The organism is Desulfurobacterium atlanticum, from assembly GCF_900188395.1.
Taxonomy (GTDB): Bacteria; Aquificota; Aquificia; order Desulfurobacteriales; family Desulfurobacteriaceae; genus Desulfurobacterium_A; species Desulfurobacterium_A atlanticum.
Window position 1 is genome coordinate 237,696 of sequence record NZ_FZOB01000001.1, and the last position, 19,385, is coordinate 257,080.

Sequence of the window (19,385 nt, forward strand, 5' to 3'; positions counted from 1 at the left end):
CTAATATTCTCTTGTAACTCTCAATACTTCTTCAGGTGTTGTATAGCCTTTCGCTATTTTTATTCTACCTATATCCCTTAGTGTCCTCATACCTTCAAGTTTGGCTATCTGTCTTATATCGTCGCTTGTTTTACCTTTAAGTATTGCATCTCTAACTTTGTGTGTCATTTCAAGAACTTCATAAAGCCCCACTCTGCCTTTATACCCACTGCCGTTGCAGTACTCACATCCTTTTCCTTTATAGGTTTTAACTGACATCGCTTCTTCTTTGGAGAATCCAACTTCCATAAGAACTTCTAAAGGGTACTTATAAGGTTCCTTGCAATGTGAACATATTTTTCTTGCAAGTCTTTGGGCTATAACAATCAAGACGGATGAAGAAACAAGGAACGACTCTATTCCCATATCAATAAGCCTTGTAACGGTACTTGGAGCATCGTTTGTGTGAAGGGTGGAAAATACAAGGTGACCTGTAAGAGCTGACTCTATTGCTATCTGGGCAGTTTCTTTATCCCTTATCTCACCGACCATGATAATGTCCGGGTCCTGTCTTAAAAACGCTCTTAGCACCCTTGCAAAGTCAAGTCCTATTTCATGTTTTATCTGAACCTGGTTAATCCCGTAAAGGTTATATTCTACAGGATCTTCTGCAGTCATTATATTTACTTCAGGGGTATTAACGGTAAGTAGAGAAGAGTATAGAGTGGTTGTTTTACCTGAACCTGTTGGTCCGGTAACAAGCACCATACCGTAAGGTGCCTTTATCGCTTTTAAAAGTAGTTTATATTCTCTATCTTCAAGTCCGAGTTTTGAAAGGTCAAGCTGTAAGTTCCCTTTATCCAGAATTCTTAAAACTATCTTTTCACCGAAAATCGTTGGAAGAGTAGATACCCTGAAATCTATTTTTCTACCTTTATATTTAACTGACATTCTTCCGTCTTGAGGAAGGCGTTTTTCTGCTATGTCAAGATTACTTAAAACTTTAAATCTGGCTGCTACTGCATCTTTAATTTCGGGAGAGTATTTCCCTACAATGTGGAGCACTCCATCTATTCTGTATCTTATTCTCAGCTCTTTTTCAAAAGGTTCTATATGAATATCACTTGCTCCTCTTTTAAGAGCTTCAAGAACAATTGCGTTAACAAGTTTTACTATAGGCGCTTGAGTTGCAAGTTGTTTTAGATTATCAAGAGAGACAACTGTTTCTTTTGAAGGAGTTTCCTCTTCAAGTTCTTCTGCTTCAGCAGTTTCTTTTTCACTTAACAATTCCTGTTTTAGTTTTGAGAAAAAATCCTCTTCTATCTTTCCGTAAACTTCTTCAAGTTTCTGTTTTATTCTGAAAGGAAGAGCTACAAACGGTTCTATTTTGAAGCCTGTTGAGAATCTGAGTTTTTCTATTGTCTGTAGGTCTGAAGGGTCAGCCATTGCAAGTTTTAAGTTTGGTCCTATTCTTCCGATTGGAAGAATCATATTTTTTTCGGCGGTACTTTGAGGTATTAGTTTAATCACGTCTTCACTGGGTTTTATTTCCCTAAGATCTACGAAAGGAACGTTGTAAACTTGAGAAAGCATTTCAAGAAGTTCTGTTTCATCTATAAGTTTGTTTTTTATAAGCTGTTCAAAGAAATCCCCTTCAGATGTTTTTAATTTTTGGATAGTTTCCTTTGGAATACCACTTGCTATCAATCTTTTTTCTATTTGCTCTATTAAATTTTTATCCATAATAGGAATACTCCTTAAAGAGCCTTTTATCTACTTTCGGATACTTCTCTCAACTTGTGGAGAAGATCCGCAGGGCTTTTAATGGGAAATTCTATCATATCTATTAACTCTTCAGCATCTCTTCCTTTTACAGAAATTCCTTTTAATCTTTGTTTTAGTAGTTCCTTTTCATTTTCATAAATGGGAAAGTCAATACCTTTTATAGATGTAAGAACTTCTACAGGCCATACTACATCAAAAAGCTGGGAAAGATAAGTTTTACATACTGCATTAACAAAAGAGATGTTGTCTCTCCCTTCTTTTACTTCTCTGTATGCTAATTTTGCAAGACCTCCTGCAGTATGCACTTTTATCTCTTTACTTTCCAGTTCTCCTTCAAGTTTTTTTAGTACAAGTTCAGGATCTGCTGCAAGCATATTTCTTACTGTTTGTTTTGTTATACCTATAAATTCTGCAATCTCATCTTCTGTTTTCATTCCCTCTTCTTTAAGAACCACTGCATAGCAGGCTTCCATTAAGCTTGGAACCCACGTAAGATTTCTATATTCAAACAGTTTCCTTGGCCCTCCAATGATTTCAAGAGCTTTTAGAAATACTCTGAGTGCAATAGTATCGTAGTCTTTCTCTTGAGGTTTCACTTCTATTACCATCTTTTTCCTCCCGGGTTGATATTTTGGCTGTTTCTTTTCATTTACTTTATTTTATATAATTTCACTTAACACTTACAGTCTGAAATTAAATTTCACTAAGTATTTAGGAGAAGGTTATGAAAAGAAGAGTTGTGGTAACAGGAATAGGTGTTGTTTCACCTGCTGGAAGTGATGTTGATACGTTCTGGAAGAACATTACAAACGGGCTTTCCTGTGTTTCAAAGATTACAAAATTTGATACTTCTGGTTTTCCCGTTCAAATAGCTGCAGAAGTTAAAGACTTTGATCCGTTGAATTATTTTGACAAAAAAGAGGTCCGGAAAACTGACGAATTTATTCAGTATGCAGTTGCCGCTTCTGCTCAGGCTATAGAGATGTCTGGACTTGATCTTGAATCTATAAATCTCAATAGGGCCGGTGTTCTCATCGGTTCAGGTATAGGCGGTATAGGTACTATAGAAAAGCAGCATGAAATTTTAATGACAAAAGGTCCAAAAAGGGTATCTCCATTTTTTGTTCCTATGGAAATAATAAATATGGCTTCTGGTTACGTTTCTATCCGTTTTGGTTTTAAAGGTCCAAACCTGTCTGTTGTTACTGCATGTGCAACAGGTACTCATGCTATAGGGGAAGCTTTTAGAACAATACAGTATGGTGATGCTGATATTATGATAGCCGGTGGAACAGAAAGTGCAATTACTCCTTTAAGTGTTGCTGGATTTGCTGCTGCTAAAGCTCTTTCAAACAGGAATGATGAGCCTGAAAGGGCGAGTCGTCCATTTGAGAAAAACAGAAACGGATTTGTTATGGGAGAAGGTTGCGGAATTTTAATTCTTGAAGAATATGAGCATGCTGTTAAAAGGGGAGCTTCTATACTTGCAGAGGTTGTAGGTTATGCTACTACAGGAGATGCGTATCACATAACGGCTCCAGCACCTGAAGGTGAGGGGGCTGCAAGAGCGATGGCAAATGCCATTAAGGATGCGGGTATAGAGCCTGATGATATTGATTATATAAATGCTCACGGAACATCTACTAAGTTTAATGATCTTTTTGAAACAATGGCTATAAAGAAAGTTTTTGGGGATTATGCCTACAAGCTGAAAATAAGCAGTATAAAATCCATGATAGGACATCTTCTTGGAGCAGCAGGAGGAGTGGAGTCTGTGGCATCTGTTATGACTTTAAGGACGGGAATTATTCCTCCTACTATAAACTATGAAGAACCTGATCCTGAGTGTGATCTTTATTATGTTCCGAATAAAGCTGAAGAGGCTGATGTTAGATATGTTTTAAAGAACAACTTTGGTTTTGGTGGGACAAATGCCTGTCTTGTGTTTAAAAAGTATGATGGGGAGTAGTAGTGAGTTTAATAGATGTTAAGTTGGATGAGCTTGAAGAGAAACTTGGCTATAGTTTCAAAAATAGAGAGCTCCTTTACAGGGCTCTCACTCATACCTCTTATGCTTTTGAGAAAAAAGATGTAACAGAGAATTACGAGGTTCTTGAATTTCTTGGAGATTCTGTTATAGGGTTAATTGTGAGTGAAAAACTTGTGGAAAGGTTCCCGGAAAAGTCGGAGGGAGAGTTATCCCAGATAAGGGCATTTCTTGTGAGTGAGCCGTCCCTTGCAAAGCTTGCAAGGAGTGTTGATTTGGGGAAATTTATATTTCTTGGAAAAGGGGAAATAAAATCTGGAGGGAAGGAGAAAGATTCAATTTTGTGTGATGTTTTTGAATCCATATTTGGTGCTATATATCTTGATTCAAACTTTGAGACTGCTAAAAAAATTTTTGAAAATAAATTTATTGATGAAATGTGGCAAATACTTGAAAAGACAAGAACATATAAAGATTACAAAAGTTATCTTCAGGAAATTACACAGAGAGATTTTAAAACTATTCCTCAATACAGAGTTATTAAAGAAGAGGGGCCAGAACACTCTAAGGAATTTACTGTAGAGTGCTGGGTTAACGATTATGTTTCAGTTGCTTCTGGAAAATCAAAAAAGGAAGCTGAGCAGCTTGCTGCAGAAAAAATGTTGGAGAAATTGGGGATTTTATGATAAATAGATTGCTTCTTCTTTCGTCTTCTCCAAGGAGGAGAGAAATTTTATCAATGGTTGGTGTGCCTTTCAGGGTTTTTTCAAACTTTAATGTTGAAGAAGTAATGGAAGGTGATCCTTTAAAGATTGCTGTGTCAAATGCATTGTTGAAGCTGCAAGCTGGAGCTTTTTTCCAAAAAAAGGATGAAATTGCACTTGCGGCAGATACACTTGTTGTTTTTGAAGACAAAATATATGGAAAACCGAAGGATGAAAAAGAGGCTGTAGAGATTTTAGAGGAACTTTCAGGTAACGTTCATACAGTTATAACAGGTTTTGCTATGAAGCTACCGGATAACAGAGTTTTGAAAGGATTTGACATTTCAAATGTGAAATTTAAAAGTCTTTCAAATGAGGAAATAAAATGGTATGTTGGAACGGGAGAACCTCTTGACAAAGCAGGGGCTTACGGTATTCAAGGTAAAGGAGCCTTATTTGTGGAGCGTATAGAAGGGGACTTCTTTAACGTTATGGGTTTACCTATAGGAAAGATTTATGATATTCTATTAAATAACAATATAGACATTAAAAGTTTTGGTGGGTAGAAAGATGAATACTGGAATGATAACTATTTTGGTTGCTGCACTATTTTGTGGGATAGGGGTTGTTGCTGGCTTTTTAATAGGTAGAATGGCGGGGGGCTCTCCTAAGGAAGATAAAGAGATGCCTTCTATAGATGTGCATTCTATTGAAGCGGCTATCAGTGACTTAAAGAATTTAACTGAATCATTAATAAAAGAGATAGAAAGTTCTACTAAAGAGGTTGTCTCATCCCAGAGAGAAAAAATATCTAAAATAATTTCTATAGTAGAGAGTCTTAAAGAACAGTTAAAATCTTCAGAGTTGCCGTTGAAGAGTTCTTCTTATATTGATGATATTTTGTTTTCGCTAAAAAGTATAGATATGAATTCTCTGCCATCTCTTGAAATTGATGAAAATCTTGTTGTTAAATTGAAAGATAAAGTAGATATTATAAGAACGGAAATTGAGTCTTTAAAGCTTTCTATTAATGAAAAGAAAGATAAAGAAATTAAAGAAAAGCCTGAAGTTTCTATGGATTTTGGAAAAATAGAGGAAGCTATTAGATTTGCAAGAGAGATAAATGAAGAAGCGGTAAAGGGAGATTTGATAAGTTTGATGTATGCTTTTAAGGACTATGATAAAACAGATTTATTAAAGACCATTGATAATATAGCTTTAAATTCCAAGCAACTTGTATTTATTTTAGAAGATTTTCTTAATAAGGCAAAAGAGAGGGAAATAAGATGAAGGTCCTTTACGCAGATGCTAAAAATATGTGGCATAAGCTTATGGAGAAAGTTCTTGAACCAAGGGGAGTTGAAATTGTCCATGCTTACTCTCTAAAAGAAGTTTTAAATAAAATCAATTCAGAGAAGCCAGAAGTTGCCATTTTAAATGTATCACTTAGAAATGGTAAAGCTTATGAAATAATTCCAAATATTTTTTCTTTAGGTGTTCCTGTTATTCTTATAGGTCTTAAAAGTGAAGGGCTTGATGAAGAGAAAGCTAAAGCTCTGGGAGTTAAATTTGTCCTGCCAAAACCTTTTACTGTGGATGATCTTTTCAGGGCGATAAATGAAGCAAGGCTTGAAAAGCCGAAAGTGGAGGATAAAGAAGAACTTCCGGCTATTGTTCATAGTGGTGGAGTAAAAGAACCTGTTGAAGATGAAGAGGTTATAGATTTGACTCCAGTTGAGCAGGAACAGCATGTTGATGAATTAGAAGTGGAGCCTATCGTTACAGAAGCTTCTGTTATCCCTAAAATTGAAGATGAGCATGATGAGTTAGTTATGGAGCCTTCAGAAGAAGGTGTTATTGAGATAGAGCCTGTTTCCGATTTATCAATTGAAGAGGAAACTTCACAACATGAAGAACTTTCTCTGGAACCGGAAGAGAAAGATATGCTTTCAAAAGCTTTTGGAATTACTAAAGAAGGAGATGTAAATTCATCAAAAGAGGAAGAAGAGATTCCGGTTGTTGAGGAGAATGTGCAGTCTGAAATGGAAACTGAAAAGGAAGAAGAAAAAGAGCCTGAGGTATTATCAGAACCTGAATCTGAAGGGACTAAAGAGATTGAAAGAGAAACAGAGAAAGTGGCTTTATCCACTCAGGATTTTAAAGAGTTAAAGGAGGAGGTTAAAGCCAAAATTTTAAAAGATCTTGAAAAAGAAATAAGAGAAGAGATAAGGGCTGTTATATGGGAAGTTATCCCAGATATGGCAGAAAAGGTGATAAGAGAAGAGATAGAGAAATTTATAAAAAGCAGGTTAGTATAGTTTATGTTTAGGGTAGGAATAGGTTTTGATGTTCATAGGTTCGTTGAGGGTCGGCCATTAAAAATTGGTGGGGTTGAGATTCCCTTTGAGAAAGGTCTTTTAGGCCATTCGGATGCAGATGTTCTTCTTCATGCTATTTCAGATGCTATTTTAGGAGCTGTAGCACTTGGTGATATTGGAAAACATTTTCCAGATAGTGATGAGAAGTATAAAGGAGCTAACAGCTTGGTTTTATTGGGTGCAGTTTATAGACTTCTGAAAGAAAAAGGGTTTAAAATTATCAATGTTGATTGTGTGGTAATTGCTCAAAAGCCAAAGTTAGCTCCCTATATTGATGAAATGAGAAAAAATATATCTGTTGTTCTTGAGACTTCTTTTGAAAATGTATCTGTTAAAGCGACAACTACCGAAAGGCTTGGTTTTACAGGGAGAGAAGAGGGAATTGCAGCTCAAGCGGTAGTAATGGTTCAGGAGGTGAATAGTGGAATTTGAGATGGATATTTTTGAAATAATGGAAGTGCTCCCCCATAGGTATCCTTTTCTTTTGGTTGATAGAATTGTTGAGTTTGAACCAAAAAAGAAAATAGTAGGGATAAAAAACGTTACCATTAATGAGCCTTTTTTTAATGGGCATTTTCCTGGTCATCCAATAATGCCTGGAGTGCTTATCATTGAGGCTATGGCTCAGGTTGGTGGGATTTTGATGCTTAAGTCTTTTGAGATGAGAGCAGGAGATGTTGTTATCTACTTTATGGGTGTTGATAAGGCAAGGTTCAGAAATCCTGTGAGGCCGGGAGATCAGCTAAAGCTTGTTCTTGAGCCTATAGTTTTAAAGAGAACTGTTTCCAAAATGAAGGGTATTGCTTATGTTGGTGATAAAGTAGCAGCAGAAGCAGAAATTATGGCATCGGTGGTGAAAAAATGAGTGTAAATATTCATAAACTTGCTGTTGTTGAAAAAGGTGCTGAGCTTGATGATGGAGTTATTGTAGGTCCTTTTGCTTTTGTAGGTAAAGACGTAAAGGTAGGTAAGGATACTATTATAAAGACTGGTGCTGTTATTGAAGGTAAGACAACTATCGGAGAGAAATGCACCATCTATTCTGCAACCATAGGAGTTGCTCCGCAGGATTTAAAATATAAGGGAGAATCTTCAGAGGTTGTAATAGGGAATAGAACAGTAATAAGAGAGTATGCTACTATCCATCGTGGCACTGAAGGTGGTGGAATGGTAACTAAAGTTGGAGATGAGTGTCTGATAATGGCTTATTCCCATGTTGCTCATGATTGTAAACTTGGTAATCATGTTATTCTTGCAAATGTTGCAACTTTAGCAGGACATGTTGAAGTTGGAGATTGGGCAATTATTGGCGGAATGAGTGGGGTACATCAATTTGTAAGAATTGGAAAACACGCAATGATAGGAGGAGCATCTGCTGTTGCAAGAGATGTTCCGCCTTTTACTGTTGCTATAGGGAACAGAGCAAAACTTGAGGGTATAAATCTTATAGGATTGAAAAGAAGAGGTTTTTCAAAAGAAACAATAAGAGCTCTTGCAACTGCGTTTGAGATGGTGTTTAAAACTGATGAGCCTTTAAGAGTTTCTCTTGAAAAAGTTAAAGAGGAGTTTCAAGATATTCCTGAAATTATTGAGTTTGTTGAGTTTATAGAGAAAAGCAAAAGAGGCGTTTGCACAGCTTAAAATTTAAGGGGTGAAAGATGGAGTTTGAAGCAGTTATAGGGCTTGAGGTACACGCTCAACTTTTAACAGATACGAAAATTTTCTGTTCGTGCAGGAATAGGTTTGGAGATCCGCCTAACACAAATGTTTGTCCTGTGTGTCTGGGGATGCCTGGTTCTTTGCCGGTGCTTAATAAAAAAGCTGTTGAGTATGCTGTTAAAGCTGCTCTTGCTTTAAACTGTAAAATTAATACCTATTCCATTTTTGCGAGGAAACACTATTTCTATCCGGACCTGCCGAAAGCTTATCAGATAACCCAGTATGAGCTTCCTTTTGCAGAGCACGGATGGATTGAGATAGAAAAGCCTGATGGGACAAAGAAAAAGATAAGAATCAGAAGAATTCACATGGAAGAGGATGCCGGGAAAACCCTTCATGGTGAAGGGTATGACCAGAATTCTTATGTTGATTTGAACAGAGCCGGGACACCGTTGATAGAGATAGTTAGTGAACCTGATATTTCCTCTCCTGAAGAGGCAAGACTTTATATGCAAAAATTAAGAGATATTCTTGTCTGGATAGGTGTAAATGATGGGAACCTTGAAGAAGGTTCACTAAGATGTGATGCAAATGTTTCCATAAGGCCTAAAGGTTCTGATAAATTGGGAACAAGAACAGAGATTAAAAATGTTAACTCTTTCAGATTTATTCAAAAAGCACTTGAATATGAAATTGAAAGGCAGATAAAAGTCGTTAAAGGTGGTGGAGAGGTTGTTCAGGAAACAAGATTGTACGATTCACAGAAAAACATTACCAAAACAATGAGAACTAAAGAGGAAGCTGAAGATTACAGATATTTCCCGGAACCGGATTTGCCTCCTTTAATAATTGACAGTGAATGGCTTGATTCTATAAAAGCTTCTTTGCCAGAGCTTCCAGACAGTGTAAAAGAAAGGTTTGTGAAAGATTACTCATTGACTCCTTACGATGCCTCTATACTGGTAAAGGAGCGTGCCCTTGCTCACTTTTTTGAAAGTGCAGTTTCGTCCTACAGTGGAGAACCGAAAAAAGTTGCTAACTTTATTATTTCCGATTTTCTTGGTATTTTAAATGAAGAGAAAATCGGGATTTCAGATGTAAAGGTTAAACCTGAATATATAGCGGAGCTTCTAACTCTTGTTGATAAGGGAACAATATCTTTGAGAGTTGCTAAAGAGGATGTTTTGCCTGAAATGGTAAAAACCGGCAAATCTCCAGAAAAGATAGTTAAAGAAAAAGGTCTGGTGCAGATATCTGATGAGTCAGCTTTAGTTGAAATAATAGAAGCGGTTCTTAATAAGAACGAGAAGGCGGTAAATCAGTATAAGACAGGAGATGATAAGAAGAAAACAAAAGCAGTTAAGTTTCTGATAGGTCAGGTTATGAAAGAAACGAAAGGAAAAGCAAATCCGAAAGTTTTAAACGAGCTTATTCCTAAAATTCTTGATAAAAAGTAGTCACTACTGGGAGCTCTTTTTATGGAGCTCCCTTTTAAGGTTTTCTGCATCTTTTACGAGAGCCGGTATAGGACATAGATCCTTTACAATTTCAATAAATTCAAAAGCTTCTTTTGTAAATTCTCCCTTTTCTACTGAGAACTTTACAAAATCGATGAGAGATTTAAAAGCTTCATAATCAAGGCCTCTTTTTACTAAAGCTCTAAAAAGAATTCTGTAAATCTTAGGATGCTTTACATAAAATGTCACTTTTTTAAGATACCCTATAACTGTATCGTAAAAACCTTCTTTTAAAAGCTGTTCGGAAACTTCTGTAGCTATATCTATTGCTCTATTTTTGTTTCCCATGTTGTAATAAATATCAAACAGTAGCATTTTTATCTGATAGTTATTAGGCTCCCTTTTAAGTACTTTTAGAAGCTTTTTAAGAGCCTCGTTATATTTTTCTTCAAGTATCAATTGAACGATTTCTAACTTCGGGTCAATTCTTGAAACCATTTCTTTTCCATATATTTTTATGATTTAGGAATTCTACAGTAAATTTTAAGAGAGTTAAAGGGATGAATGTTCCAGAGATAGATGTTAAGAAGGCTTTAAATGGAAATTTCACTTTTGTTGATGTTAGAACAGCTGAAGAATTTAAGAATTTCCACATTCCAAAAGCTTACAATGTTCCTCTGTTTAATAAAGAGGAGAAGGAGTTTATCTCAAAAATTTATAGGGAAAAGGGAGAGAAAGAAGCAAGATTTGAAGCGGTTAAGGTGGTTTCTCCTAAAATATATTCAATAGTTGAAAGAGTAGATGAGATAAAGAAAAGGCATGAGAATGTAGCGGTTTACTGCTGGAGAGGCGGATTGAGAAGTCTTGCTGTGACTTCGTTTTGCCAGCTTGCAGGAGTATTTGTTTTCAGATTAAAAGGGGGTTATAGGGCTTTTAGATACTTTATTCTTGCTGATATGGAAAAGCTTTTGTCTGATAAAAGAGTTTATGTTCTCTACGGTCCTACAGGATGCGGGAAAACCGCAGTTTTAAGATACTTAAAAGCAAAGAATTTTCCTGTAATAGACCTTGAAGGACTTGCAGGTCATAGAGGTTCTGTTTTTGGAAGTATTGGTATGAAACAACCATCTCAGAAAATGTTTGATGCTCTACTGTGGTGTCAGTTAAGAAGATTTAAGAATAGTCCTTTTATTATAGTTGAGGGGGAGAGTAAAAAGATAGGAAATCTTTATCTTCCAGATTGCCTTTTTAATAAAATGAAGGAAGATTTTAAAATAGCCGTTTCTGTTCCATTGGAAGAGCGGGTAAGATTTTCTCTTAAGGAGTATGGTGTTGGTAAATTTGAAAGTTCTGTTTATCTTGATGCTCTTTCAAAAATAAAAAGGTATCTCTCTCCAGAAGTTTATAAAGAACTTGAAAGTGGAATAAGGTGTGAAGATTATCCATCAGTAGTAAGAAATTTGATAATTTTTTATTACGATAAATTGTATAAACGTTCAATGCCGGGAAAGTTTGATTTTGAAATTAAAGCTTCAAGTGTTGAAGAGCTTAAAGTAAAACTTGAAAAATTCTTTTTATACTTAAAAGACTCTGAATAGTTTTCCTTTTTCAAGTCTAAATACTGGCCATTTTAGTTCTTCTATCATATCCTTATCATGGGTAATAATAAGTGTTGTTTTAGGTGTTGTTTTTAGAAACTGAAGGAGAAGCTCCAATTTCTCATTGTCAACTCCGGTGGTAGGTTCATCCATTACAAACCATTCAGGGTTCATTGCAAGGACAGATGCTATTGAAACAAGTCTTTTTTCTCCACCGGAAAGTTTAAAGGTCAATTTGTTTTTAAGATAATGAATATCCAGCATTTTAAGAGTTGTATCTATTATTTCGGGTATTTTTTCTCTGTCTATACCTATGTTAAGAAGCCCAAAAGCTATGTCTTCTTCAACAGTAGGAGAAAATAGCTGGTCATCAGGATTTTGAAACACATATCCGGTAGATATTCTGAATCTATAAAGGTCTTTTTCTGTTTTTATCTCTTTTCCTTTAAACAGGATTTTTCCTGATATAGGTTTTACAAATCCCATTATCGTTTCTATCAATGTTGTTTTTCCTGCTCCGTTTGGGCCTGTAAGAAAAAATTTCTCTCCCTGATTTATCGTGAGGTTGATGTTTTGAAAAAGGAATTTTCCATCTCTTTTAACAGAAAGGTTTTCTATCTTTAAAATCTCCAAATTTCACTCCACGTAAATGCAAGCAGAAAATATGCTACCGAAATTGTAGCAAAGAGGATGTCTTCTTTTTTAAGTTTAAAGTGCTTATATACCGGAAATTCGCCTTTAAATCCTCTACAAAGCATTGCCTTATAAATCCTATCTGATTTTAAGTAGCTTCTTATCAGAAGATTTGCGACTATATATCCGTATGTTTTGTATGTGTGAATGTTGGTTTTTGGTTTAAAGCCTCTTGCCTTTGCTGCTTTCAGTAATCTGTTGTATTCATCTTTTATAACCTGAAGATATCTGAATGTGAAGAACAACATCTGGACAAGTTTTGATGGTACTTTAAGATGGTGAAGGGCATGGGCAATTTCAAATATGGTTGAGGTTGATAGAAAAACTATAACTGTCAAAAGGATAATGTTTGACTTGAAAAACAGAAAAGCGCCGTATTTTAAACCCTCAATATAGAGGGGAAAAACACCTACTTTTATAAGTTTCCCTTTGTTAAAAGTTAAGGTGGTTGTGATGATTATAAAAAACAGAAAAGAATCGGCAAAAAGCAGGGTGTAAAAGATATCTTTTAGATTTTTCCTTAAAAAAACCAGAATTAGAAACATAAGAAATAATCCGATCATACCAAGAAAAGAGATAGAGGAGGAAAGGGCGCAGACAAAAGAAAAAAGAAGACATATCAATACTTTTGTCCGCGCATCAATTCTGTGTAAAAGAGAGACTCCGTTTGAAAATTTAGTTTCCATTCCTTTTATTCCTGCTGCTAAAATATGCTCCTACTCCGAAAATTCCTAAAATCCAGCCTATTCCTCCGAAAATTTCATTGATAGTTGGTTTTGTTAAAGCCATTTTTATCTGTAGTATCTCTTCTCTTATAGGTTTAAGTTCTTTTTTAACAGCTTCTTTTACAGCTTTATTTACTATTTTTTCAAGTTCCTGTTGAGAAATTGTTTGCTCTACTTGCGAGTTTTCTTTATAAAAAGATTTGTCCGTTTCTTCTTGAGAGTTAATTATATCTTTATCTGTTTCCTGATCTGCTGTTCCTTCAACATCTGATAGTTCTGAAGCTGGAATTGTGCTTTCTATTCTATGTCCAAGTTCTGCTTCTACGACTACTTTAAGGTCGGTTATTTTAGGTGGAGTAAATGAAAATTCTCCATCTGCGTTTGTTTTTCCAGTTAAAAGGACTTTCCCCGTTTTTGCGTCTATCACTTCAACTTTGGAATTCTTGCAGGGTGTTCCATCATTAAAGTAGGTCATAACATTAACTTTTCCATCTTCAACATCTGTAAAGGCGGAAATTTTATGGGCAAATGATACTGAAAGTGCTGACAATGAGATTAAAACGGCAATAAATAAGCTTTTAAGATGCTGCATAGTTAACCTCCAGGAGCTCAGGAAATACTTTCTTTATAAAGGAAAGGACAAATATGTTTATTACAGCTTCAACAACGGCTACCGGCAGATGAGCTATTACTACAAGTTCTGCTACTTTTGTAAACTGTTCACCTGTTAGAAAAAGTTCAATAGCCACAAGTAGCCCTGAGCCTATTATTGCGACAAAAGCGGCAGTTATTCCAGCCAAAATGATAGATGTGGATGAACTGCTTTTTAAGAGTTTTCGGCATATATAGTAAGCAACTACGGCAGGAAATGCCATGTTGAATGTGTTTACTCCAAGTACTGTAATTCCTCCAAATTGAAACAGAACTGCCTGAAGGAATAAACCTACAAGCAAAATCGGAAAAGCTACCCAGCCGGCTAATAGACCTACAAGACCGTTCATAACAAGATGAACGCTTGTTGGACCAAGGGGAACATGTATCAAAGATGCAACGAAGAAAGCAGCGGCAAGGAGAGCCGCTACCGGGATTTTACTATTATCAAGTCTTTTAAGTCCTATGGCTGTTCCTGCAGCAGTTAATCCCCAACCTGTTATAAGCATCCATCCTGGAAGTACACCTTCTGATATGTGCATCTTATCTTACCTCTTTTGGTTTTGGATATGCTTTTACCCACACAATAGAGTCAAGTTCAACAGGATAATACTTTCCATCCTTTTTAAGTTTCCCGCCATCTCCAAGGACAGAGAATCCCCACCATCCTGCCCACGGGATTGTATATTCAAAGTATCCATCTTTATCGGTTTTTACAACCTGTGTTACAAATGGGTCGGCAGGTGGCTTAACACCTTTTGTATTAAGATATTCAATTTCAACTTCTGCATTTGCAAGGGGTTTACCGTTAAGATAAGCTCTTCCTCTGAATGTATTTCCTTCCCATATACCAAAAGGCCTTGTGAGAGGGACAATTTCAGCTTTAAGACCTATAGGTTCATCCCATCCATCTTCAAGTCCAAATGTTTCAACATAAACCTTTGTAATCTGCTGGATAAACTTCTCTTCTGCAGGTTCAAAGTAAGGTGTTGGAACAACATAAAACTGATACACTCCAGGTCTTTTGATTTTAAAAGATGTTTTATACATAGGTGCCTTTTTATTGCTACCTTTAAGGGCAGGTATCATTATTTTCTTCCACTTTAACTTATATTTTTTTCCATTTATAAAAGCACCACTGTCAACTATACCAAATTCCATATTGGGACCGCCTTCCATAGGATGGGTAAACTTTGTTTCAAGATGGATAATTCTGCTTCCTCCTTCAACTATATCCTTGTTTGGCTTTAGCACAACAAAGTGTGCATACGCACTTGAAGATAAAGCAACAATTCCAGCTACTGTCAAGCCCAAAAGTTTTCTCATGGTGTTACCTCCTGTCTATTAGTTTTACTAAATGTTAACAGGCGAGTATAAAAAAGTCAAGATGTAAGAAAATTATTATCCAATATGAAGATGATAAGTCTCTTTAATTATAACTTTTTCTAAAAAAATCTTATCAAGTATTACATTAATTTATTACGTTATCCCCAAGGATTATTGATTTAAATCAAAGTTTTTTTGACTTTGTTTTTATTCGGCAATATATTAATAAACAGAAATAACTTTATTTCTTAAAATCTAATATTGAGGTGTTTGATGAGATATGTAAACCTTGTTCCGGAGGAAGTTGCTCTTAAAGCTTTTAATTATTTCCCTGATTTAAAGTGCTCTGAAGCTTCATTTAAAGCGATTATTGAAACTCTTTCTGAGAAGATAGGTGAACCTTACAGTTTTATTCCCTCATCTATCCTTGCTTACGGAAAAGCAGGTATATATGGTTGGTGTGGAGTGTGTGGTGCATTTAACGGCACATCAGCAGCTGTAAGTGTGATTTTTGAAGGTAATGATAAGAAAGTTAAAGCAGTGCTGAATCACCTTGCCAACTTTCTTCTGTCAAATGTTCAGCCTGTTTTTTTGCCCGGAAATGTAGATTCCATATTGAGGATTTCCTTGCCTTCACTATCTTGCAGTGATATTTTTCTGCGTTTTCACAAAGAGCATGGTGTGGATTTTGAGGATGACAGAAGAAAAAAGTTCTGCAGGTGTTTAACATATACAACTGTTTTTAAAACGGTTGAGATATTAAACAGGTCTTTTTATCAGGCGTAGAGCCGGGATTGTTTACCCCGGCTTTAAACTATGTAAAGTGCTGGAACGACATTTTTATCAAGTCCAATTTCTTCAGGTGAAAGTCCCATTGCAAGTCCTATAAGTTGTTGAATATGGAGAACCGGCATGATAAACTTTTCTCCGATAGTTTTCAAAGCCTTCCTTTGATTTGCGTCCATATTAAGATGGCACAATGGGCATGGTGTTACTACACAGTCAGCATCCATATCATGGGCTTCCTTTAGATTTTGCCCTGTTAGAGTCATTGCTAAACGTGAGGCTGAAAAGGAAGCGTGAAATCCGCAGCAGAGGATTCTCCTATTTCCGGATACCGGGATTCCTCCAAGTAGTTTTATCAGTTTTTCAAGAGATGATGGATTTTCAGAATCATCATATCCTGTGATATGCTTTGGTCTTATTGAATGGCATCCGTAATATGGGTAAACTTTTATATTGGTAAGGGGTTTTTTGATTTTCTTTTTTAAGGTATCTGTAAAATAGTCAAGTATTACATGGTGGAGGAGGTAAACGTTTACTTTTCCCTCATATCTTAACCCTGCTTCAGAAAGAATTTCATTGTATTCCTCTTTCAGAGTTTCTCTTTCTTCAAGTCTTCTCTGCGCTTTCTTAAGCTCAAGATAACAGGTGCTGCAGATGGTTATTATGTCTCTTCCTTCTGTTTCAGCTATTGCAAGGTTTCTTACGTTTATGCCGAGGGCAACAGAGGGCTTTACCTCTTCAATATTCCCTGCACCGCAGCAGCTGAAAGATAGCGGTTCTGTGTAGTCTATTTCAAGCTTGTTCATTACAGCTTTTGCACTGATGTAAGATTCTATAGATGCACCTTTTGGGGCACATCCGGGATAGAATGCAAATTTTTTCACAGTTCCACCTCCTCAGAAAGGGCAACAACTTTCTTGAAACTTTCAAGGTCTTCTATCGGTTTTACAAGGGGAGGAGGCATTTTCCCTCTTGCAAGAAAAGAAAGGGCGACGGGCATCTCCTCAATTACACCTTTTATTCCTTTAGACATAAGAGGAATTATCGCTTCATTTAAGATACCTTTTGAAATTACACTTTTATAAAAAGCTATTGCGTGTCTTGCTCCCGGATTTAGAGTTAGTCCTTTTTTAATGGACATAGCTCTTAAGTGGATAACAGCTTCAGATGAGGAAATCTGCTTCGGGCATACATCAGAGCATCTTTCACATCTTATACACTGCCACAGGTCAAAAGCGTAGGCGATTTTACTTCTTTCCTCTTTTAATCCGTCTCTCGGGTCTTTTGCAAAACGGTATATTCTTGCATGCTGGAAAGGTCCAGCATATTCTTTAAAATTCATAACAGCAGGGCACATTGAGAAGCAACTTCCACATAAGATACAGTCAGTATATTTATCAAATTTTTCAACTTCTTCTGGATAGACTATAGATTCTTCTTCACAGTTTTGTGGAACAATCTCGGGGTCGGGAATTAAATACGGTTTTATCCTTTCAAATTTCTCTTGAGCATCTTTAAAGTCAACTGCAAGATCTCTTATTACTGTTGCATTTTGAAGAGGTTCAAGGGTTAAGGTATCTGTGTTGAAGCGGTCAAGTTCCATAAAAACTTGCGTTTTGCAGGCAAGTTTAGGATGGCCGTTAACCTTTAGAGCACATGAACCGCAGATTGCACTTCTGCAAAATCCTTTAAATGTTAAAGTTGGATCTATGTTGTCTTTTATGTATTGAAGAGCCTCAAGGATTGTCATTCCTTTATGGACTGTTATTTTAAACGCTTCAAAATGGGGAAAATCATCATATTCCGGATTAAATCTACTTATCCTGAAGGTTACTTTTCTTTTTTCCATTAGTATTTCCTCTCTTCAGGTTTGTATCTTGTTATAGTGACAGGTTTATAAGAGATCTTATAATCACCATTTTCAAAGGTAACTACTGAGTGTTTCAAAAACTCCTTATCGTTTCTTTCTGGGTAATCTGTTCTAAAGTGAGCACCTCTACTTTCTTTTCTTTCAAGTGCTGTAATAACTGTAACTTCAGCGAGTTCAACCATGTTTAAAAACTCAAGAGTTTGTTGAAGATTTGTGTTAAATGTGTATGAGAGGTCTTCAACCTTTATATGGTTTGCCCGTTCTTTTATCTCCTTTACCTTTTCAAGAGCTTTTTTAAGTTTTACTTCATCTCTAAATATGCCCGCTCCTTCTGTGAGGGTGTCACTTAATTCATTTCTTAGTGTGGCAAGTTTTTCTTTTCCATCCTTTTCAAATAGAGATTCTATTTTATTTCTTTCGTCTTTCAACTTTTCTACCGGAAATTCAGGTAGTTCTGACGATAAAGCGTATTCAGCTGCCATCTCTCCGGCTATTTTTCCAAACACAACTATATCAAGTAGGGAGTTACCGCCAAGTCTGTTTGCTCCGTGCACCGATACACATGCACACTCACCGGCTGCAAATAGCCCGTCTATAATGGTTGCAGTATTTATATCTGTATCAATTCCTCCCATACAGTAGTGGGCTGTGGGTCTGATAGGAATGGGTTCTTCTATAGGATCAATTCCCTCAAAGTCTATTGCAAGTTCTCTGATTTGAGGTAATTTTTCAAGTATTTTTCCTTTTCCAAGATGTCTTAAATCAAGGAAAACAAATTTATTTCCTTCATCATCTTCAAATCCTCTTCCCTGTGCTATCTCTGTTTCTATCGCTCTTGAAACCATATCCCTTGGAGCAAGTTCCATCTTTTCAGGGGCGTATCTGGACATAAATCTTTCACCTTCTTTGTTTATGAGATATCCGCCTTCTCCCCGTGCTCCTTCAGTAACTAAAATTCCAGTTCTCCTTAAACCTGTAGGATGAAACTGCACAAACTCCATATCTTTTAAAGGAACTCCTGTTTTTAAAGCAAGAGCAGTTCCATCACCTGTGCAGCCAAGAGCGTTTGATGTTCTTTTCCAGTATATTCTTGCATGTCCGCCGGTTGCAAGAATTACAGATTTTGCTCTTATAACCTCTATTTTTCCAGATTTCATATCTATTGCTATAAGACCGCATATTTTCTGGCCATCATGAACAAGGGATGTAACAAACCATTCATTAAAAAATTTGACATTTCTTCTTATGCACTGTTCAAAAAGAGTTTGTAGCATTACATGTCCTGTTTTGTCTGCTGCGTAACAGGTTCTGGGGAAGGAAGCTCCCCCGAAAGGTCTCTGGGCTATTTTACCGTTTTCAAGTCTTGAAAAAGGTAATCCCATGTGTTCCATTTCTATTATTATTTTTGGAGCTATCTGGCACATAAGTTCTGCTGCATCCTGGTCGGCAAGGAAATCACTGCCTTTTATCGTATCGTAGGTATGTTTTTCAGGGGAATCGTTGGCCACATTTGAAAGAGCTGCGTTTACTCCTCCCTGAGCAGCGCCTGTATGTGAACGGGTTGGATAAACTTTAGAGATTACTCCGACTTTTATATTCGGATTTTTTCTTATTGCTGAGAGAGCTGCATATAGTCCTGCTCCGCCCGCTCCAACTATGGCGACATCAAGCTTTAACATTTTTCCTCCTGCTGAATATAAGTGAATTCATCTGCCCTAATTCTACCAAAAATTAAGACTTTATAACTTGTTTTTAAGTTAATTAGAAATATATTTTTAAATGAAACT

General features: G+C 36.3%; 22 protein-coding genes. 11 read left to right on the forward strand and 11 right to left on the reverse strand.

What is annotated here, in order from left to right; translation table 11 throughout:
• Positions 1-1,722, reverse strand: coding sequence for a type IV-A pilus assembly ATPase PilB (gene pilB / locus CHB58_RS01255; RefSeq protein WP_089322280.1), 1,722 nt, complete (start codon positions 1,720-1,722; stop codon positions 1-3).
• Positions 1,723-1,748: 26 nt separating this feature from the next.
• A complete protein-coding gene (locus CHB58_RS01260; protein ID WP_089322281.1) occupies positions 1,749-2,372 on the reverse strand; it encodes a bacterio-opsin activator in 624 nt (207 codons plus the stop codon).
• A gap of 116 nt (positions 2,373-2,488) precedes the next feature.
• Between CHB58_RS01260 and fabF the strand changes: the two genes are divergently transcribed.
• The 9 genes from fabF to gatB are packed head-to-tail and all read left to right on the forward strand — an operon-like array spanning position 2,489 to position 9,949.
• The gene (gene fabF, locus CHB58_RS01265; protein WP_089322282.1) at positions 2,489-3,733 is read left to right on the forward strand and encodes a beta-ketoacyl-ACP synthase II; all 1,245 of its coding nucleotides are present in this window, start codon (positions 2,489-2,491) and stop codon (positions 3,731-3,733) included.
• A 2-nt stretch (positions 3,734-3,735) separates the two neighbouring features.
• Positions 3,736-4,437, forward strand: a complete 702-nt coding sequence (rnc, locus tag CHB58_RS01270) for a ribonuclease III (RefSeq protein WP_245807306.1) — start codon at positions 3,736-3,738, stop codon at positions 4,435-4,437.
• Positions 4,434-5,021, forward strand: a complete 588-nt coding sequence (locus CHB58_RS01275; protein ID WP_089322283.1) for a Maf family protein — start codon at positions 4,434-4,436, stop codon at positions 5,019-5,021. The genes rnc and CHB58_RS01275 overlap by 4 nt, the downstream gene beginning before the upstream one ends.
• Before the next feature lie 4 nt (positions 5,022-5,025).
• Positions 5,026-5,745: a hypothetical protein gene (locus CHB58_RS01280; RefSeq protein ID WP_089322284.1), complete on the forward strand. Its 720-nt coding sequence runs from the start codon at positions 5,026-5,028 to the stop codon at positions 5,743-5,745.
• Positions 5,742-6,773 (forward strand): response regulator, encoded by a 1,032-nt coding sequence (locus CHB58_RS01285; protein ID WP_089322285.1) that lies wholly within the window; start codon positions 5,742-5,744, stop codon positions 6,771-6,773. The genes CHB58_RS01280 and CHB58_RS01285 overlap by 4 nt, the downstream gene beginning before the upstream one ends.
• A 3-nt stretch (positions 6,774-6,776) precedes the next feature.
• Positions 6,777-7,265, forward strand: coding sequence for a 2-C-methyl-D-erythritol 2,4-cyclodiphosphate synthase (gene ispF, locus CHB58_RS01290; protein WP_089322286.1), 489 nt, complete (start codon positions 6,777-6,779; stop codon positions 7,263-7,265).
• A gap of 1 nt (position 7,266) precedes the next feature.
• Positions 7,267-7,698, forward strand: coding sequence for a 3-hydroxyacyl-ACP dehydratase FabZ (gene fabZ / locus CHB58_RS01295; protein WP_089322352.1), 432 nt, complete (start codon positions 7,267-7,269; stop codon positions 7,696-7,698).
• Positions 7,695-8,474 (forward strand): acyl-ACP--UDP-N-acetylglucosamine O-acyltransferase, encoded by a 780-nt coding sequence (lpxA, locus tag CHB58_RS01300; protein ID WP_089322287.1) that lies wholly within the window; start codon positions 7,695-7,697, stop codon positions 8,472-8,474. The genes fabZ and lpxA overlap by 4 nt, the downstream gene beginning before the upstream one ends.
• A gap of 17 nt (positions 8,475-8,491) precedes the next feature.
• Positions 8,492-9,949: an Asp-tRNA(Asn)/Glu-tRNA(Gln) amidotransferase subunit GatB gene (gatB, locus tag CHB58_RS01305; protein WP_089322288.1), complete on the forward strand. Its 1,458-nt coding sequence runs from the start codon at positions 8,492-8,494 to the stop codon at positions 9,947-9,949.
• Between the two features lie 3 nt (positions 9,950-9,952).
• Here the strand turns inward: gatB and CHB58_RS01310 are convergent, their stop codons facing one another.
• The gene (locus CHB58_RS01310; protein WP_089322289.1) at positions 9,953-10,447 is read right to left on the reverse strand and encodes a tetratricopeptide repeat protein; all 495 of its coding nucleotides are present in this window, start codon (positions 10,445-10,447) and stop codon (positions 9,953-9,955) included.
• Between the two features lie 62 nt (positions 10,448-10,509).
• Here CHB58_RS01310 and mnmH point away from each other — a divergent pair, with 62 nt between their 5' ends.
• On the forward strand, positions 10,510-11,547 hold the full coding sequence (gene mnmH, locus CHB58_RS01315) for a tRNA 2-selenouridine(34) synthase MnmH (protein ID WP_089322290.1): 1,038 nt from the start codon (positions 10,510-10,512) through the stop codon (positions 11,545-11,547).
• Here the strand turns inward: mnmH and CHB58_RS01320 are convergent.
• The 5 genes from CHB58_RS01320 to CHB58_RS01340 are packed head-to-tail and all read right to left on the reverse strand — an operon-like array spanning position 11,530 to position 14,942.
• The gene (locus tag CHB58_RS01320; RefSeq protein WP_089322291.1) at positions 11,530-12,180 is read right to left on the reverse strand and encodes an energy-coupling factor ABC transporter ATP-binding protein; all 651 of its coding nucleotides are present in this window, start codon (positions 12,178-12,180) and stop codon (positions 11,530-11,532) included. The two genes, mnmH and CHB58_RS01320, sit on opposite strands and share 18 nt — an antisense overlap.
• The gene (gene cbiQ, locus CHB58_RS01325; protein ID WP_089322292.1) at positions 12,168-12,926 is read right to left on the reverse strand and encodes a cobalt ECF transporter T component CbiQ; all 759 of its coding nucleotides are present in this window, start codon (positions 12,924-12,926) and stop codon (positions 12,168-12,170) included. Before cbiQ ends, CHB58_RS01320 begins: the two co-directional genes overlap by 13 nt.
• A complete protein-coding gene (locus CHB58_RS01330) occupies positions 12,916-13,557 on the reverse strand; it encodes a hypothetical protein (protein ID WP_089322293.1) in 642 nt (213 codons plus the stop codon). The genes cbiQ and CHB58_RS01330 overlap by 11 nt, the downstream gene beginning before the upstream one ends.
• Positions 13,544-14,158: a cobalt transporter CbiM gene (cbiM, locus tag CHB58_RS01335; RefSeq protein ID WP_089322294.1), complete on the reverse strand. Its 615-nt coding sequence runs from the start codon at positions 14,156-14,158 to the stop codon at positions 13,544-13,546. Before cbiM ends, CHB58_RS01330 begins: the two co-directional genes overlap by 14 nt.
• 1 nt (position 14,159) lies before the next feature.
• A complete protein-coding gene (locus tag CHB58_RS01340) occupies positions 14,160-14,942 on the reverse strand; it encodes a DUF4198 domain-containing protein (protein ID WP_089322295.1) in 783 nt (260 codons plus the stop codon).
• Positions 14,943-15,215: 273 nt separating this feature from the next.
• Between CHB58_RS01340 and CHB58_RS01345 the strand changes: the two genes are divergently transcribed.
• Complete coding sequence (locus tag CHB58_RS01345; protein ID WP_089322296.1) at positions 15,216-15,728, forward strand: C-GCAxxG-C-C family (seleno)protein; 513 nt, start codon at positions 15,216-15,218, stop codon at positions 15,726-15,728.
• Positions 15,729-15,751: 23 nt separating this feature from the next.
• On the opposite strand, the gene CHB58_RS01350 is transcribed toward CHB58_RS01345, so the two are convergent.
• The 3 genes from CHB58_RS01350 to CHB58_RS01360 are packed head-to-tail and all read right to left on the reverse strand — an operon-like array spanning position 15,752 to position 19,277.
• Positions 15,752-16,612, reverse strand: a complete 861-nt coding sequence (locus CHB58_RS01350; protein WP_089322297.1) for a CoB--CoM heterodisulfide reductase iron-sulfur subunit B family protein — start codon at positions 16,610-16,612, stop codon at positions 15,752-15,754.
• Complete coding sequence (locus CHB58_RS01355) at positions 16,609-17,577, reverse strand: succinate dehydrogenase/fumarate reductase iron-sulfur subunit (protein WP_089322298.1); 969 nt, start codon at positions 17,575-17,577, stop codon at positions 16,609-16,611. Before CHB58_RS01355 ends, CHB58_RS01350 begins: the two co-directional genes overlap by 4 nt.
• Positions 17,577-19,277, reverse strand: coding sequence for an FAD-dependent oxidoreductase (locus CHB58_RS01360; protein ID WP_089322299.1), 1,701 nt, complete (start codon positions 19,275-19,277; stop codon positions 17,577-17,579). The genes CHB58_RS01355 and CHB58_RS01360 overlap by 1 nt, the downstream gene beginning before the upstream one ends.
• Positions 19,278-19,385: the final 108 nt, after the last annotated feature.